The 17,264-nt window shown below is 55.1% G+C and carries 12 protein-coding genes and 1 riboswitch; of the genes, 10 read left to right on the top strand and 2 right to left on the bottom strand.

Features of this window, described 5'->3' with window-relative positions; translation table 11 throughout:
* Positions 1–61 precede the first annotated feature (61 nt).
* From ACOQH0_RS01185 to ACOQH0_RS01140, 10 genes are all read left to right on the top strand, one after another.
* A complete protein-coding gene (locus ACOQH0_RS01185) occupies positions 62–559 on the top strand; it encodes an Rsd/AlgQ family anti-sigma factor (protein WP_010425933.1) in 498 nt (165 codons plus the stop codon).
* Between the two features lie 54 nt (positions 560–613).
* A riboswitch (TPP riboswitch) is annotated at positions 614–723 on the top strand.
* Between the two features lie 78 nt (positions 724–801).
* The gene (thiC, locus tag ACOQH0_RS01180) at positions 802–2,697 is read left to right on the top strand and encodes a phosphomethylpyrimidine synthase ThiC (protein WP_010425935.1); all 1,896 of its coding nucleotides are present in this window, start codon (positions 802–804) and stop codon (positions 2,695–2,697) included.
* Positions 2,697–3,332 carry a thiamine phosphate synthase gene (thiE, locus tag ACOQH0_RS01175; RefSeq protein ID WP_420986394.1) on the top strand — a complete coding sequence of 212 codons (636 nt, stop codon included), beginning with the start codon at positions 2,697–2,699 and terminating at the stop codon, positions 3,330–3,332. Before thiC ends, thiE begins: the two co-directional genes overlap by 1 nt.
* The gene (gene thiF, locus ACOQH0_RS01170; RefSeq protein ID WP_420986393.1) at positions 3,325–4,080 is read left to right on the top strand and encodes a thiazole biosynthesis adenylyltransferase ThiF; all 756 of its coding nucleotides are present in this window, start codon (positions 3,325–3,327) and stop codon (positions 4,078–4,080) included. Before thiE ends, thiF begins: the two co-directional genes overlap by 8 nt.
* Positions 4,064–4,264 carry a sulfur carrier protein ThiS gene (thiS, locus tag ACOQH0_RS01165; protein WP_010425940.1) on the top strand — a complete coding sequence of 67 codons (201 nt, stop codon included), beginning with the start codon at positions 4,064–4,066 and terminating at the stop codon, positions 4,262–4,264. The genes thiF and thiS overlap by 17 nt, the downstream gene beginning before the upstream one ends.
* Before the next feature lies 1 nt (position 4,265).
* Complete coding sequence (gene thiG / locus ACOQH0_RS01160; RefSeq protein WP_421511362.1) at positions 4,266–5,033, top strand: thiazole synthase; 768 nt, start codon at positions 4,266–4,268, stop codon at positions 5,031–5,033.
* Entirely contained in the window at positions 5,033–6,166 is a 1,134-nt protein-coding gene (gene thiH, locus ACOQH0_RS01155) for a 2-iminoacetate synthase ThiH (RefSeq protein ID WP_420986391.1), read from the top strand. The genes thiG and thiH overlap by 1 nt, the downstream gene beginning before the upstream one ends.
* A gap of 334 nt (positions 6,167–6,500) precedes the next feature.
* The gene (locus ACOQH0_RS01150; protein WP_089601416.1) at positions 6,501–8,045 is read left to right on the top strand and encodes a sensor domain-containing diguanylate cyclase; all 1,545 of its coding nucleotides are present in this window, start codon (positions 6,501–6,503) and stop codon (positions 8,043–8,045) included.
* A gap of 133 nt (positions 8,046–8,178) precedes the next feature.
* Positions 8,179–8,487, top strand: coding sequence for a PTS sugar transporter subunit IIB (locus ACOQH0_RS01145; RefSeq protein WP_010425948.1), 309 nt, complete (start codon positions 8,179–8,181; stop codon positions 8,485–8,487).
* Entirely contained in the window at positions 8,487–8,804 is a 318-nt protein-coding gene (locus ACOQH0_RS01140; protein WP_010425950.1) for a PTS lactose/cellobiose transporter subunit IIA, read from the top strand. The genes ACOQH0_RS01145 and ACOQH0_RS01140 overlap by 1 nt, the downstream gene beginning before the upstream one ends.
* Positions 8,805–8,916: 112 nt before the next feature.
* On the opposite strand, the gene rpoC is transcribed toward ACOQH0_RS01140, so the two are convergent.
* Together rpoC and rpoB are read right to left on the bottom strand one after the other, a co-directional pair.
* The gene (rpoC, locus tag ACOQH0_RS01135; RefSeq protein WP_042715985.1) at positions 8,917–13,140 is read right to left on the bottom strand and encodes a DNA-directed RNA polymerase subunit beta'; all 4,224 of its coding nucleotides are present in this window, start codon (positions 13,138–13,140) and stop codon (positions 8,917–8,919) included.
* 76 nt (positions 13,141–13,216) lie between these two features.
* Positions 13,217–17,245, bottom strand: coding sequence for a DNA-directed RNA polymerase subunit beta (gene rpoB, locus ACOQH0_RS01130; RefSeq protein ID WP_421511361.1), 4,029 nt, complete (start codon positions 17,243–17,245; stop codon positions 13,217–13,219).
* Between the last annotated feature and the right edge of the window lie 19 nt (positions 17,246–17,264).

Below are 17,264 nucleotides of genomic sequence, written 5' to 3'. Positions count from 1 at the left end.
GTTAGCATTGTGGTTACATTTTGGATAAGCAGATTCAATCCTATACCTTGCGGAGTCGACCATGTTAAACCAGCTGGAAAGCCTGACTGAGCGCGTTAGAGGAAGTAACAAACTGGTGGATCGCTGGCTGCATGTGCGCAAGCATCTACTCGTGGCTTATTACAATCTGGTCGGTATTAAGCCTGGCAAAGAATCGTTTATGCGGCTGAATGAAAAAGCGCTGGATGATTTTTGCCAGAGCCTGGTCGACTACCTGTCCGACGGCCATTTCAATATTTATGAACGCATTATCCGCGAAATGGAAGGGACAACACCGTATTTAGCGGCCAGCAAACTCTATCCGTTGCTGGAAGCCAACACCCAGCAGATCATGGATTACTACGATTCCACGCTCGAGAACGCCATCGATCACGATAACTATCTTGAGTTTCAGCAGGCGCTGTCCGATCTCGGTGAAGCGCTGGAGGAGCGATTCACGCTGGAAGATAAGCTGATCGCCCTCGTGCTGGACAATGACGTGAATACCAGCAATGAAGAGAACGTCGCGCGCCCTGCTTGAGTTCTTAATCGTTAACGAGTAATTTACAACCATTCGCCCCTCTCACGAGGGGGATTTTTCTTGTCGGAGTGCCCAGTGTGAAAGCACGGGCTGAGACCGTTAATTCGGGATCCGCGGAACCTGATCAGGCTAATACCTGCGAAGGGAACAAGAGTCAAACAGCTGTTGTATCGCCTGAGGGCGATCCTCTCTTGCTTCATCCGTCGTCTGACAAGCCATGTCCTTCACTTTTGGAATGAGCTATGTCTACTGCAAAACTGACCCGCCGCGAACAGCGCGCGCAGGCCCAACACTTCATCGACACCCTGGAAGGCACTGCTTTCCCGAACTCTAAACGTATCTACATTTCCGGCTCGCAGGCCGATATTCGCGTCCCGATGCGTGAGATCCAGCTCAGCCCGACGCTTATCGGCGGCAGCAAAGAGGATCCGCAGTTCGAAGACAACGAAGCCGTGCCGGTATACGACACCTCCGGTCCGTATGGCGATCCCGATGTGGCAATTAACGTCCAGCAGGGTCTGGCAAAGCTGCGCCAGCCGTGGATTGACGCGCGTAATGACAGCGAAGCGCTAAACGAGCAAAGCTCTGCTTACACCAAAGAACGCCTGGCCGACGACGGTTTGGACGAGCTGCGCTTTACCGGCCTGCTGACGCCAAAACGCGCTAAAGCGGGTAAATGCGTGACCCAGCTGCACTACGCGCGCCAGGGCATCGTCACGCCGGAGATGGAGTTCATCGCCATCCGCGAAAACATGGGTCGTGAGCGCATCCGTAGCGAAATACTGCGCTATCAGCATCCGGGTGAAGGCTTTGGCGCTCGTCTGCCGGAGAACATCACGCCGGAATTTGTGCGTGACGAAGTGGCTGCCGGTCGCGCCATTATCCCCGCCAACATTAACCACCCGGAATCCGAGCCGATGATTATTGGCCGCAACTTCCTGGTGAAGGTCAACGCTAACATCGGCAACTCGGCCGTGACCTCTTCCATCGAAGAAGAGGTGGAAAAGCTGGTCTGGTCCACGCGCTGGGGTGCGGACACGGTAATGGACCTCTCCACCGGCCGCTATATTCACGAAACCCGCGAATGGATCCTGCGTAACAGCCCGGTACCGATTGGCACCGTCCCGATTTATCAGGCGCTGGAAAAGGTCAACGGCATTGCCGAAGACCTCACCTGGGAAGCCTTCCGCGACACGCTGCTGGAGCAGGCGGAACAGGGCGTGGACTACTTCACCATTCACGCGGGCGTGCTGCTGCGCTACGTGCCGATGACGGCGAAACGTCTGACCGGCATCGTCTCGCGAGGCGGTTCCATCATGGCGAAGTGGTGCCTGTCCCATCATCAGGAAAACTTCCTCTACGAACACTTCCGCGAGATTTGCGAAATCTGCGCCGCGTATGATGTCTCTCTGTCGCTGGGCGACGGCCTGCGTCCTGGCTCCATCCGCGACGCGAATGACGAAGCGCAGTTTGCCGAACTGCACACGCTGGGCGAGCTGACCAAAATCGCCTGGGAGTATGACGTGCAGGTGATGATTGAAGGCCCAGGCCACGTGCCGATGCAGATGATCCGCCGCAACATGACCGAAGAGCTGGAGCACTGCCACGAAGCGCCGTTTTACACGCTGGGGCCACTGACAACCGACATCGCGCCGGGCTATGACCACTTCACGTCAGGCATTGGGGCGGCGATGATCGGCTGGTTCGGCTGCGCCATGCTCTGCTATGTGACGCCGAAAGAGCACCTCGGCCTGCCTAACAAAGAGGACGTTAAGCAGGGGCTGATCACCTACAAAATTGCCGCCCACGCGGCGGATTTGGCGAAAGGCCACCCGGGCGCGCAAATCCGCGATAACGCCATGTCGAAGGCACGCTTTGAATTTCGCTGGGAAGACCAGTTCAACCTGGCGCTGGATCCGTTCACCGCGCGCGCCTATCACGATGAGACCCTGCCGCAGGAGTCGGGCAAAGTCGCGCACTTCTGCTCTATGTGCGGGCCAAAATTCTGCTCGATGAAAATCAGCCAGGAGGTGCGCGACTACGCCGCCGCGCAAACCATCGAAGTGGGTATGGCGGACATGTCAGAAACCTTCCGCGCCAAAGGCGGCGAAATTTACCTCAAAAAAGAGGAGGCGTAATGTACCAGCCCGATTTTCCCCCGGTGCCCTTCCGCTTAGGGCTTTATCCGGTGGTGGACAGCGTGGAGTGGATAGAGCGCCTGCTGAAGGCTGGCGTTCGCACTCTCCAGCTGCGCATCAAAGATAAACGCGATGACGAGGTGGAAGCCGATGTGGTTGCCGCCGTCGCGCTTGGGCATCGACATAACGCCCGCCTGTTTATCAACGACTACTGGCAGCTGGCCGTTAAGTACCAGGCGTATGGCGTGCATCTGGGTCAGGAGGACCTGGAAACAACGGATCTGAGCGCTATCCGTGAAGCCGGGCTACGCCTTGGCGTTTCAACGCATGATGACATGGAGATCGACGTGGCGCTGGCGGCCCGTCCCTCTTACGTCGCGCTGGGTCACGTCTTCCCGACGCAAACAAAGCAGATGCCCTCCGCACCGCAGGGGCTGACGCAGCTGGCGAGTCATGTTAAACGTCTGGCGGATTACCCCACCGTCGCCATCGGCGGAATCAGCCTTGAACGTGCCCCGTCGGTGCTGGATACCGGCGTCGGCAGTATCGCCGTCGTCAGCGCCATCACCCAGGCCGCTGACTGGCAGGCCGCAACCGCACAGCTGTTACAGGTGGCAGGAGCAGGCGATGAATGATCGTGATTTTATGCGCTACAGCCGTCAGATCCTGCTGGAAGATATCGCCATCGACGGGCAGCAAAAACTGCTCGCCAGCCGGGTACTGATTGTCGGTCTGGGCGGCTTAGGCGCGCCCGCCGCGCTTTATCTGGCGGCTGCGGGCGTCGGCACGCTGGTGCTTGCCGACGACGACGAGGTACATCTCAGCAACCTGCAGCGGCAAATTCTTTTCACCATGGAAGATATCGACCAGCCTAAAGCGCAGATCGCCCGGCAGCGGCTGAACCAGCTTAACCCGGACATCGAGCTGATTGCCCTGCAGGAGCGGCTCGGTGGTGAACGCCTGCAGCGTGAAGTTGCCCTTGCCGACGTGGTGCTGGACTGCACGGACAATATGGCGACGCGTCAGGCGATTAACGCCGTCTGTGTGGCACATAACACGCCGCTTATCACCGCCAGCGCGGTCGGTTTCGGGGGACAGATGATGGTCCTGACGCCTCCGTGGGCGCAGGGCTGCTATCGCTGCCTGTGGCCGGACGATGCCGAGCCAGAGCGTAACTGCCGCACCGCAGGCATTCTCGGTCCAGTCGTTGGTGTGATGGGCACGCTGCAGGCACTGGAGGCCATCAAGCTGCTCAGCGGCATGGAGACGGAACGTAATACGCTGCGGCTGTTTGATGCGCGCTCAAGCGGCTGGCGTCACCTGGCCTTGCACCGCGCCAGCGGCTGCCCGGTATGCGGAGGCCGCGATGCGCATTCTGTTTAACGATGAGCCAATGAAGTGCGATGACGGACTTACCGTTGCCGTGCTGCTCGAAAGGCTACGCCAGCTCAAGCCGGGAACGGCGCTGGCGCTCAATCAACAGATCCTGCCGCGCGAGCAGTGGGAACATCAGCAGGTCAATGAAGGCGACCAGATCCTGCTGTTTCAGGTCATCGCAGGGGGCTGAAATGTTACGTATTGCCGATAAAGTTTTTGATTCGCATCTGTTTACAGGAACTGGAAAATTCACCTCGCCGCAGCTGATGGTGGATGCCATCCGTGAAAGCGGCAGCCAGCTGGCGACGCTGGCGATGAAGCGCGTGGACCTTCGCCAGCATAACGATGCCATTCTTGCGCCTTTACTGGAGGCAGGCGTTACGCTTTTACCGAATACCTCCGGTGCGAAAACAGCCGAAGAGGCGATTTTCGCCGCACAGCTGGCGCGTGAAGCGCTCGGCACCCGCTGGCTGAAGCTGGAAATTCACCCGGATGCGCGCTGGCTGCTGCCCGACCCGATTGAAACGCTGAAAGCAGCAGAAAAGCTGGTGCAACAGGGATTTATCGTCCTGCCTTACTGCGGCGCCGACCCGGTTCTGTGTAAACGGCTGGAAGAGGTCGGCTGCGCCGCCGTCATGCCGCTGGGCGCCCCCATCGGCTCCAACCAGGGGCTGGAAACCCGGGCGATGCTGGAGATCATCATCGAACAGGCCAACGTACCGGTAGTGGTGGATGCGGGCATTGGCGTGCCAAGCCATGCCGCGCAGGCGCTGGAGATGGGTGCCGACGCGGTGCTGGTGAACACGGCTATTGCGGTGGCTGACGATCCGGTCATGATGGCGCGTGCGTTTCGCCTGGCGGTGGAGTCAGGTTTGCTGGCACGGCAATCTGGCCCCGGCTCCCGCAGTGTTCAGGCGCAGGCCACCAGCCCGCTGACCGGTTTCCTGGAGGCGCTCTGATGACCACGTTTACCGATCGCTGGCGGCAGATCCACTGGGACAATATTGCCCTGCGCATCAACAGCAAAACGGCTGCGGATGTCGAGCGTGCGTTAAACGCGCGTCATCCGACCCGCGAAGACATGATGGCCCTGCTTTCACCGGCGGCCAGCGCCTACCTTGAGCCGATGGCGCAGCGCGCGCAGCGGCTCACCCGCCAGCGCTTTGGCAACACGGTGAGCTTCTACGTGCCGCTCTACCTCTCAAACCTGTGCGCCAACGACTGCACCTACTGCGGCTTCTCCATGAGCAACCGCATTAAGCGTAAAACGCTCGATGAAGGTGAGATTGCGCGCGAGTGTGCGGCCATTCGTGAAATGGGCTTTGAGCATCTTCTGCTGGTCACGGGCGAACATCAGGGGAAGGTGGGAATGGACTATTTCCGTCAGCATCTTCCGGCTATTCGCCGTGAGTTTGCATCGTTGCAGATGGAAGTGCAGCCCCTGTCTCAGGACGAGTACGCAGAACTGAAAACGCTTGGGCTGGACGGGGTCATGGTCTACCAGGAAACCTACCACGAGGCGACGTACGCCCGGCATCACCTGAAGGGGAAAAAACAGGACTTTTTCTTCCGGCTGGAAACGCCGGACAGGCTTGGACGCGCCGGGATCGACAAAATCGGCCTCGGCGCACTGACGGGGCTTTCAGACAACTGGCGAGTGGATAACTATCTGGTGGCGGAACATCTGCTGTGGCTCCAGCAGCATTACTGGCAGAGTCGCTACTCCATCTCTTTCCCCAGATTGCGTCCGTGTACAGGCGGAGTCGAACCGGCCTCGGTGATGGATGAGCGCCAGCTGGTACAAACTATCTGCGCGTTCCGCCTGCTCGCCCCGGACGTTGAATTATCGCTCTCAACGCGTGAGTCCCCGGCGTTTCGCGATCGCGTTATCCCGCTTGCGATTAACAACGTCAGCGCGTTTTCCAAAACGCAGCCGGGCGGTTACGCCGACGATCGTTCGGAGCTGGAGCAGTTTGCGCCACACGATGCTCGACGTCCGGAAGCCGTCGCTGAAGCGCTGATCGCCCAGGGGCTTCAGCCTGTCTGGAAAGACTGGGACAGCTGGCTGGGACGCGCCTCGCAATTACGTTGAAATGTGCTGCAACTACGTAAAAAAATGACGAGGCGTCTTCTGAGATAAACACCGGGCAGTTGTGAACAGGTGCCCGGTTTTTCTATTCTGCTTTCGTCAGCAACGGATGCTGTCCAGGGCGAAAAGCTTCTTCCTCGTTTCGCCCTGCCTCCGCCCAAACATAACAAAAGTTGAGAAAATAAAAATAATGAGTAATTTCTTAATGATTCTTAAGATAAATCATCTCGCCTGAAATCCTGTTCCGTATAATTCGCTACCAACCTCAGGACAGCGACTAAGCTGAGAGAATATCAGCAGGCGTAACGTATTCATCATCTGGATTAATCTACAGCTCATGGCACTTCACAGTAAAAAGCTCTCTTTCACCCGGCCGATTATGGTCAGCTTTGCGGGGATCCTCTGCAGCTTCGCGCTGATCGCCGTGTTGATTACGCTTTCTCAGAGAAAGGATTTTCTGGAGGATTATCATAAGATTAATGGTAATTTCACCCATAACCTGGCGGTGAACTATACCGAATCCATCCTGCGTGAAAACGACTATATTCTGGGGCGTGCAGCGATGTATTTTGCGCGCAATGACCGGCTGAATCAGACAATCAACGTCGATCCGGCACAAGGGCTGCAGATGTTAATGCATTTGCAAAACCTGATGCCGACCGTGTCGTCCATCTCTTTGACGGACACGCAGGGGCATTATCTGCGCGCGCCGGAAGTGCTTCCAACGGAAAAGAGCAAGACATTCGACGCGCGAACCCGCCCGTGGTTTATAGGCCAGGCAGAGGCCAGTATCTTTAGCCACTATACCAGCCCCTATATGGACTACTTCACCGACCACCCAACCGTCACCCTCTACAAACCGGTGATTTCACCTGAAGGCAGGCTGAAGGGAACGCTCGCTTTTCATCTCGATTTAACCTCTATGGGATACACCCTCCGTCAAATGGTGGCACCCGTACAGGGTGAATTTTTCGTCGTCGAACGCGATGGTGCCGTGGTACTTCACCCGGACACGGGCGCACTCTTTAAACCATACGTCAGCGAAGCGCTGATGGACAAAATGACCAGCGGCGAAGGCCATTTATTCGATCCAAAAAGCAAATCCTGGTACTACTACTACTCCTTCACCAACCCGGACTGGTTTGTTATTTATCGGGTATCCGACGCCACGCTTACCGCCATTACCCGCCACGAAACCGTTGTTGTCAGTTGGGGATTTGCACTCGCAGCCATTATTATCATTCTGTTTGGTTTGTACCTGCGCCATGCTTCCCGTACTGTGCTGATGAATATTATCAACGCCATCAAAACTGGGGATGTCAGCCAGGCCCCGCGCCTTGAGGCGATGCTCAGCCATACCATTCAGTCTAACAAAGAGCGTGAACAAGCCTATGTGCGTCAGGCAACCCATGATGCATTAACGGGCTGTAAAAACCGCCGCGCTTTCGACAACGATGTGGATGAACTGCTGAACGCCCATCAACCTTTCGCGCTGGGCCTGATCGATATCGATAACTTCAAATCCATTAATGACACCTGGGGACACCTGAGCGGCGATATCGTTTTGCGTAACGTTGCCCGCGAGGGGATCCAGATCATGCAGCCTCATCACATCTCTGTTTACCGCTACGGCGGCGAAGAGTTCGCGGTGATCTTCCATACGGAGCTGATCGCTACCGCTCACGCGCTGCTGGAAGCGTGGCGCACCGCCGTGGAACGGCGCGTCTGGCGTGAGGAAAACCTGCACGTGACGTTCAGTGCGGGCCTGGGGGAATGGCACTTCGAGCCGCTGGAACACTTTGTAGGTAGCGTCGATGGCGCGCTTTACACGGCAAAACAGCAGGGAAAAAATCGTATCGTTCGTACATCTGACAGCGAGTGACCACAAAATTGTAACCGGTTTCAGAAAAATGCCGATTTCTTTGTGATGCCTGACACACAATCACGGTAAAGCGGTTGTTGAAGCGGTCTGCACGGGATAATTATCAATAAACACATGTAGATCGAGGCTGATTATGAAGAACATCGTTTTATGCTGTGCAGCGGGAATGTCAACCAGCATGCTGGTTCAACGTATGAAAGATGCCGCGCAGAAAAAAGGGGTTGAAGTCACCATTAAAGCCGTTCCGGTCGCGGAGTTTAAAGACAATATCGCGACGGCCGACATCGTATTGCTGGGGCCACAGGTAAAATACGAGCAGGCGAAACTTCAGGCGCAGGCCGACCCGCTGGGCAAAAAAGTCGCGGTGATCGACATGATGGATTACGGCATGATGAAAGGTGATGCCGTACTGGAAAAAGCGCTCAAGCTGCTGGAGTCATAATGGAAGACTTAGAAACCACAATCATGGAACTGCTGGTGAACGCGGGCGCGGCGCGAAGTGCTGCGCTGACCGCACTGCAGATGGCACGTAAAGGCGACTTTAACGAAGCCGAGAAGGCGATGGAAGAGTCGCGCGAATATGTGAAGCATGCGCACACGATCCAGACGCAGCTTATCGGTCTTGACGAAGGGACCGGGAAGCTTCCGGTTAACCTGATCACCGTTCACTCCCAGGATCACCTGATGAACGCGATGGTCATTCAGGATCTGGCGGGCGATATGATTGAACTTTATCGACGGATCCCGTTGGTAAACTAATAACATACAGATGTAAAAAAACCCGCCGAGGCGGGTTTTTTATTGTCGGGTAAGCGTAGCGCCACCCGACCTACGAGGCATATGCCCGGTAATGTTTACCGGGCATCAACGATTACTCGTTGTCGGAACCGCCCAGACCTGCGTTCAGCAGTTCTGCCAGGCTCGCGGATGCATCTTCTGCAGTGACCTGCGGTGCAGCTGGCAGTTCGCCCGCAGCACGACGACGCATACGATCCTGGTGGTACGCATAACCGGTACCTGCCGGGATCAGACGACCCACGATAACGTTCTCTTTCAGACCGCGCAGTTCATCACGCTTACCAGCAACAGCCGCTTCGGTCAGGACACGCGTGGTCTCCTGGAACGATGCTGCAGAGATGAAGGACTCGGTTGCCAGAGACGCTTTGGTGATACCCAGCAGATCGCGTGCGAAGGTCGCACCGATTTTGCCGTTCGCTTCCAGATCGCGGTTAGCAATCTTAACGCGAGAGTATTCAACCTGTTCGCCTTCCAGGAACTCGGAGCTGCCTGCGTTTTCGATGGTTGCTTTACGCAGCATCTGACGAACGATAACTTCGATGTGCTTATCGTTAATCTTAACGCCTTGCAGACGGTAAACGTCCTGTACTTCGTTGGTGATGTAACGCGTTACCGCGTGTACGCCACGAAGACGCAGAATGTCGTGCGGAGCTTCTGGACCATCGGAAACCACGTCACCACGTTCTACACGTTCACCTTCGAACACGTTGAGCTGACGCCACTTAGGAATCATCTCTTCGTACGGCTCGCTGCCATCTACTGGGGTGATAACCAGACGGCGTTTACCTTTGGTCTCTTTACCGAAGGAAATGATACCGCTGATTTCAGCCAGGATTGCAGGCTCTTTCGGACGACGTGCTTCAAACAGGTCCGCAACGCGTGGCAGACCACCGGTGATGTCCTTGGTACCGCTGGATTCCTGAGGAATACGCGCCAGAGCATCACCCGCACCGATCTGAATACCATCTTCCAGCTGTACGATCGCTTTACCCGGCAGGAAGTACTGCGCAGGCATGTCGGTACCAGGGATCAGAACGTCGTTACCCTGACCATCAACGATTTTCAGTGCAGGACGCAGATCTTTACCACCGGCAGTACGTTCAGCAGAATCCAGAACCACCAGAGAAGACAGACCGGTCAGCTCGTCGGTCTGACGAGTAATGGTCTGGCCGTCGATCATGTCAGTGAAGCGGATGAAACCACTTACTTCGGTGATAACCGGCATGGTGTGTGGATCCCAGTTTGCAACGGTTTCACCGCCGGCAACCTGCTCGCCATCACCTTTCGCCATAACCGCACCGTAAGGCACTTTATAGCTCTCTTTGGTACGACCGAATTCGTCGATCAGCTTCAGCTCGGTGTTACGAGAGGTCACAACCAGCTTGCCTGCGGAGTTAACAACAGATTTCGCGTTGCTGAGCTTGATGCTACCTTTGTTTTTCACCTGGATGCTGGATTCAGCAGCCGCACGAGATGCCGCACCACCGATGTGGAACGTACGCATCGTCAGCTGTGTACCCGGCTCACCGATAGACTGTGCCGCGATAACGCCGATTGCTTCACCTTTGTTGATGATGTGGCCACGCGCCAGGTCACGACCGTAGCAGTGCGCACACACACCAAAGTCGGTGTCACAAGATACAACGGAACGCACTTTCACTGAGTCAACAGAGTTCGCTTCCAGCAGGTCACACCAGTGCTCGTGCAGCAGCGTGTTGCGTGGAACCAGAATGTCTGCAGTACCCGGCTTCAGAATGTCTTCCGCGGTCACACGACCCAGAACGCGATCGCGCAGTGGCTCTTTAACATCACCACCCTCGATAACCGGGGTCATGGTGATACCTTCGAGGGTGCCACAATCGTCTTCGGTCACAACCAGATCCTGCGCAACGTCAACCAGACGACGCGTCAGATAACCGGAGTTCGCTGTTTTCAGTGCGGTATCCGCCAGACCTTTACGAGCACCGTGCGTGGAGATGAAGTACTGGAGTACGTTCAGACCTTCACGGAAGTTCGCGGTGATTGGCGTTTCGATGATGGAGCCATCTGGCTTCGCCATCAGACCACGCATACCTGCCAGCTGACGAATCTGTGCTGCGGAACCACGCGCACCGGAGTCGGCCATCATGTAGATGCTGTTGAAGGAAACCTGCTGCTCTTCTACGCCGTCACGGTTAATCACGGTTTCGGTCTGCAGGTTATCCATCATCGCTTTGGATACACGATCGTTCGCCGCTGCCCAGATATCGATAACTTTGTTATAGCGTTCGCCTGCGGTTACCAGACCAGACTGGAACTGCTCCTGGATCTCAGCAACTTCGGCTTCCGCTTCAGAGATGATCTCGTGTTTCTTCTCTGGGATGACCATGTCATCGATACCAACAGATGCACCTGAACGCGCTGCATAAGCAAAGCCGGTGTACATTGTCTGGTCAGCGAAAATTACGGTCGGCTTCAGACCCAGAATGCGGTAACAGGTGTTCAGCATTTTGGAGATCGCTTTCTTGCCCAGCGCCTGGTTGACGATGGAGAAAGGCAGACCTTTCGGTACGATCATCCACAGAATTGCACGGCCAACGGTCGTGTCTTTCAGGCTGGTTTTCGCAACGAATTCGCCGTTTTCATCTTTTTCATATTCGGTGATACGCACTTTAACGCGCGCATGCAGAGAGGCCAGGCCAGCGCGATAAATACGCTCAGCTTCTTTCGGGCCAGTCAGCACCATGCCTTCGCCTTTGGCGTTAACACAGTCACGGGTCATGTAGTACAGACCCAATACAACGTCCTGAGAAGGAACGATAATTGGTTCACCGTTCGCTGGAGACAGGATGTTGTTGGTAGACATCATCAGCGCACGCGCTTCGAGCTGGGCTTCCAGCGTCAGCGGTACGTGAACAGCCATCTGGTCACCATCGAAGTCGGCGTTATAAGCCGCACAAACCAGCGGGTGCAGCTGGATAGCTTTACCTTCGATCAGGACTGGCTCAAATGCCTGGATACCCAGACGGTGCAGTGTTGGTGCACGGTTCAGCAGTACCGGGTGTTCGCGGATCACTTCGTCCAGGATATCCCAAACGACAGCTTCTTCACGCTCAACCATTTTCTTAGCGGCTTTGATGGTGGTGGCGAGGCCACGCAGTTCCAGCTTGCCGTAGATGAACGGTTTGAACAGCTCCAGTGCCATTTTCTTCGGCAGACCGCACTGATGCAGACGCAGGTATGGACCTACGGTGATAACAGAACGACCGGAGTAGTCAACACGCTTACCGAGCAGGTTCTGACGGAAACGACCCTGTTTACCTTTGATCATGTCGGCCAAAGATTTCAGAGGACGTTTGTTAGAACCGGTGATCGCACGACCGCGACGACCGTTATCCAGCAGGGCATCTACCGCTTCCTGCAGCATACGTTTTTCGTTGCGTACGATGATGTCCGGCGCAGCCAGATCCAGCAGACGCTTCAGACGGTTGTTACGGTTGATAACGCGACGATACAGATCGTTCAGATCGGACGTTGCGAAACGACCACCATCCAGCGGTACCAGTGGACGCAGATCTGGCGGCAGAACCGGCAGAACGGTCAGGATCATCCACTCTGGCTTGTTGCCAGACTGAACGAACGCTTCCAGCAGTTTGATACGCTTGGTCAGCTTTTTACGCTTGGTTTCGGAGTTAGTTTCGTTCAGCTCTTCACGCAGCTGCTCGCACTCTTGCTCCAGATCCATGCTCTTCAGCAGGGCCTGGATAGCTTCCGCACCCATCTTCGCATCGAATTCGTCACCGAACTCTTCCAGCGCGTCCAGATACTGTTCTTCGGTCAGAATCTGGTTACGTTCCAGGTTCGTCATACCGCCTTCGATCACAACATAAGATTCGAAGTACAGAACACGTTCGATATCGCGCAGCGGCATATCCAGCAGCAGGCCGATACGGGACGGCAGAGATTTCAGGAACCAGATGTGAGCAGTCGGAGACGCCAGCTCGATGTGGCCCATACGCTCACGGCGTACTTTGGTCTGGGTCACTTCAACGCCGCACTTCTCACAGATCACACCACGGTGTTTCAGGCGCTTGTACTTACCGCACAGGCACTCATAGTCTTTTACTGGCCCGAAAATACGCGCACAGAAAAGGCCGTCACGCTCAGGTTTGAACGTACGGTAGTTGATGGTTTCCGGCTTTTTAACTTCACCAAAAGACCATGAACGGATCATGTCTGGCGAAGCCAGAGCAATTTTGATCGCATCAAACTCTTCGGTTTTAGTCTGCGCTTTCAGAAACTTTAATAAATCTTTCACGGATTTGCTCCCGTCGGAGTTAGCACAATCTGGTGTCGGGGGTTAACCCGACACCAGTGACCTGTTTGAGCGAGAATTACTCGTCTTCCAGTTCGATGTTGATACCCAGCGAACGAATCTCTTTCAACAGTACGTTGAAGGATTCTGGCATGCCCGGCTCCATCTGATGGTTGCCGTCCACGATGTTCTTATACATCTTGGTACGACCGTTCACGTCATCAGACTTAACGGTGAGCATTTCCTGCAGGGTGTATGCTGCGCCGTATGCTTCCAGCGCCCACACTTCCATCTCCCCGAAGCGCTGACCACCGAACTGAGCCTTACCACCCAGCGGCTGCTGAGTAACCAGGCTGTAAGAACCGGTAGAACGAGCGTGCATCTTGTCGTCGACCAGGTGGTTCAGTTTCAGCATGTACATGTAACCTACGGTTACTGGACGCTCGAACTGTTCACCGGTACGGCCGTCAAACAGCGTAATCTGACCAGACGTTGGCAGACCACCCAGTTGCAGCAGCTCTTTAATTTCAGCTTCTTTTGCACCGTCGAATACCGGCGTTGCAATTGGCATACCCTTACGCAGGTTTTCCGCCAGACGCAGAACTTCATCATCGCTGAAGGTGTTCAGGTCGACTTTCTGACGCACGTCGGTACCCAGATCGTAGGCACGCTGGATGAATTCGCGCAGTTTCGCGACTTCTTCCTGCTGCTTCAGCATGGCGTTAATCTTGTCGCCGATACCTTTCGCAGCCATACCCAGGTGGGTTTCCAGGATCTGACCGATGTTCATACGAGACGGTACGCCCAGTGGGTTCAGTACGATATCTACCGGCGTACCGTTAGCATCGTGCGGCATATCTTCGATCGGGTTGATCTTAGAGATAACACCCTTGTTACCGTGACGACCTGCCATCTTGTCACCAGGCTGAATCTGACGTTTAACGGCCAGATACACCTTAACAATCTTCAGCACGCCTGGTGCCAGATCGTCGCCCTGAGTGATTTTGCGGCGTTTCGCTTCGAGTTTTTTCTCGAACTCGTGTTTCAGTTCGTCATACTGCTCAGCCAGCTGTTCCAGCTGATTTTGTTTCTCTTCATCGGTCAGGCCCAGTTCCAGCCAGCGATCGCGTGGCAGTTTGTCGAGCTTCTCAGCTTCAACGCCACCGGCAACCAGCACCGCATAAATACGGCTGAACAGACCCGCTTCGAGGATCTGCAGTTCTTCAGACAGGTCTTTCTTAGCCTGTTTGAGCTGCATCTCTTCGATTTCCAGCGCACGCTTATCTTTCTCAACGCCGTCACGGGTGAAGACCTGAACATCGATAACCGTACCGGAAACACCGTTTGGTACGCGCAGAGAAGAATCTTTAACGTCAGACGCTTTCTCACCGAAGATTGCGCGCAGCAGTTTCTCTTCTGGCGTCAGCTGGGTTTCACCTTTAGGCGTAACCTTACCAACCAGAATGTCGCCGCCGGTCACTTCCGCACCGATGTAAACGATACCGGATTCATCCAGTTTAGAGAGCGCAGCTTCACCCACGTTCGGGATGTCAGCGGTGATCTCTTCTGGCCCCAGCTTGGTGTCACGGGACACACATGCCAGTTCCTGAATGTGGATGGTGGTGAAACGATCTTCCTGAACCACACGCTCGGAGACGAGGATGGAGTCTTCGAAGTTGTAACCGTTCCACGGCATGAACGCTACGCGCATGTTCTGACCGAGCGCCAGTTCACCGAGGTCGGTGGACGGACCGTCTGCCAGCACGTCGCCGCGCTCAACTGGCTCACCCAGAGATACGCAAGGCATCTGGTTGATACAGGTGTTCTGGTTAGAACGGGTATATTTGGTCAGGTTATAAATGTCGATACCCGCTTCGCCCGGATACATCTCGTCTTCGTTAACTTTGATAACGATACGGGATGCGTCGACGTACTGAACGGTACCGCCACGCTTAGCAACTGCAGTAACACCGGAGTCAACGGCAACAGCACGTTCCATACCGGTACCAACCAGCGGCTTATCAGCACGCAGAGTTGGAACGGCCTGACGTTGCATGTTCGCACCCATCAATGCACGGTTGGCGTCATCGTGTTCCAGGAACGGGATCAGGGACGCACCGACGGATACCACCTGCTGGGTGGATACGTCCATGTAGTCAACCTGGTCGCGGCTGAACAAGCTGGATTCGCCTTTGCTACGGCAGGTAACCAGATCTTCTACAAAGTGGCCTTCGTCATCCAGGTTGGAGTTCGCCTGAGCGATAACGTAGTTGCCTTCTTCGATAGCAGACAGGTAATGAATTTCGTCGGTAACAACACCGTCGGTCACTTTACGATACGGGGTCTCGAGGAAACCGTATTCGTTAGTCTGTGCGTACACGGACAGGGAGTTGATCAGACCGATGTTTGGACCTTCAGGCGTTTCGATTGGACATACGCGACCGTAGTGGGTCGGGTGTACGTCTCGAACTTCAAAGCCTGCGCGTTCACGGGTCAGACCGCCTGGGCCGAGTGCAGAGATACGACGTTTGTGCGTAATCTCAGACAGCGGGTTGTTCTGGTCCATGAACTGAGACAGCTGGCTTGAACCGAAGAACTCTTTCACTGCTGCAGAAATCGGCTTGGCGTTGATCATATCCTGAGGCATCAGGGTATCCAGATCGCCCAGAGACAGACGCTCTTTCACCGCACGCTCAACACGCACCAGGCCAACGCGGAACTGGTTTTCCGCCATTTCGCCTACGGAACGGATACGACGGTTGCCGAGGTGGTCGATATCATCCACTTCGCCTTTACCGTTACGGATATCGATGAGCTTCTTCATCACTTCGATGATGTCGTCTTTGCTCAGGATACCGGAACCTTCGATCTCATCACGCAGCAGAGAACGGTTGAACTTCATACGACCAACCGCGGACAGATCGTAGCGGTCTTCGGAGAAGAACAGGTTCTCGAACAGGCTTTCCGCCGCTTCGCGTGTTGGTGGCTCACCAGGACGCATCATGCGGTAGATTTCTACCAGCGCGCTCAGACGATCGGTGGTTGGGTCGACACGGATAGTCTCAGAAATATACGCGCCATGGTCCAGATCGTTGGTGAACAGCGTTTCGATACGTTTGTGACCAGACTGGCTCAGCTTAGCCAGCAGATCCAGGCTCAGCTCCATGTTCGCTGTGCAGATCAGCTCGCCCGTTGACTCGTCAACGTAATCTTTCGCGGCTACTTTTCCTGCAATGTACTCAACCGGAACTTCGATGAGTTTGATATCATCTTTTTCCAGCTGGCGGATATGGCGCGCGGTGATACGGCGACCTTTTTCCACATACACTTTGCCGTCGGCTTCGATGTCGAACGACGCGGTCTCACCACGCAGACGTTCCGGCACCAGCTCCATCTGCAGCTTGTTGTCGCGGATTTCAAAGATCACTTTCTCAAAGAACAGGTCCAGGATCTGTTCAGTGGTGTATTGCAGCGCACGCAGAATGATGGTTGCAGGCAGCTTACGACGACGGTCGATACGGACAAACAGGTTGTCTTTCGGATCGAACTCGAAGTCCAGCCATGAACCACGGTAAGGAATGATGCGTGCGTTATACAGTACTTTACCGGAAGAGTGTGTTTTACCTTTATCGCTGTCGAAGAAGACGCCCGGGCTACGATGCAGCTGGGAAACGATAACACGCTCAGTACCGTTGATTACGAAAGTACCGTTGTCTGTCATGAGTGGAATTTCACCCATGTAGACTTCTTGTTCTTTAATGTCTTTAACGGTGCCTTCCGGCGCTTCGCGCTCGTAGATCACCAGACGCAGTTTTACGCGCAGCGGTGCGGAATAGGTCACGCCACGGATCTGACATTCCTGAACGTCAAACACCGGTTCGCCAAGGCGGTAGCTGACGTACTGCAGCTCGGAGTTACCGCTGTAGCTCTGAATCGGGAACACGGAGCGGAAGGCTGCTTCCAGACCGTACTGCCCTTCAGGATCTTGCTCGATAAACTTCTGGAACGAGTCAAGCTGGATAGAAAGGAGATATGGAATGTCCAGAACTTGTGGACGTTTACCAAAATCCTTACGAATACGTTTTTTCTCGGTATAGGAGTAAACCATAGGGTTCCTCAGCTCGCTG

It is taken from the genome of Enterobacter sp. JS8-1 (assembly GCF_049187015.1).
Taxonomy (GTDB): domain Bacteria; phylum Pseudomonadota; class Gammaproteobacteria; order Enterobacterales; family Enterobacteriaceae; genus Enterobacter; species Enterobacter mori.
This window is presented reverse-complemented; position numbering and strand designations above follow the sequence as displayed.

Bases quoted from the DNA above. Each gene is read 5' to 3' on its own strand.
- thiC (WP_010425935.1), top strand. From the start codon at position 802: ATGTCTACTGCAAAACTGACCCGCCGCGAACAGCGCGCGCAGGCCCAA.
- thiE (WP_420986394.1), top strand. From the start codon at position 2,697: ATGTACCAGCCCGATTTTCCCCCGGTGCCCTTCCGCTTAGGGCTTTAT.
- thiG (WP_421511362.1), top strand. From the start codon at position 4,266: ATGTTACGTATTGCCGATAAAGTTTTTGATTCGCATCTGTTTACAGGA.
- ACOQH0_RS01150 (WP_089601416.1), top strand. From the start codon at position 6,501: ATGGCACTTCACAGTAAAAAGCTCTCTTTCACCCGGCCGATTATGGTC.
- thiF (WP_420986393.1), top strand. From the start codon at position 3,325: ATGAATGATCGTGATTTTATGCGCTACAGCCGTCAGATCCTGCTGGAA.
- rpoB (WP_421511361.1), bottom strand. From the start codon at position 17,245: ATGGTTTACTCCTATACCGAGAAAAAACGTATTCGTAAGGATTTTGGT.
- thiS (WP_010425940.1), top strand. From the start codon at position 4,064: ATGCGCATTCTGTTTAACGATGAGCCAATGAAGTGCGATGACGGACTT.
- thiH (WP_420986391.1), top strand. From the start codon at position 5,033: ATGACCACGTTTACCGATCGCTGGCGGCAGATCCACTGGGACAATATT.
- ACOQH0_RS01145 (WP_010425948.1), top strand. From the start codon at position 8,179: ATGAAGAACATCGTTTTATGCTGTGCAGCGGGAATGTCAACCAGCATG.
- ACOQH0_RS01140 (WP_010425950.1), top strand. From the start codon at position 8,487: ATGGAAGACTTAGAAACCACAATCATGGAACTGCTGGTGAACGCGGGC.
- ACOQH0_RS01185 (WP_010425933.1), top strand. From the start codon at position 62: ATGTTAAACCAGCTGGAAAGCCTGACTGAGCGCGTTAGAGGAAGTAAC.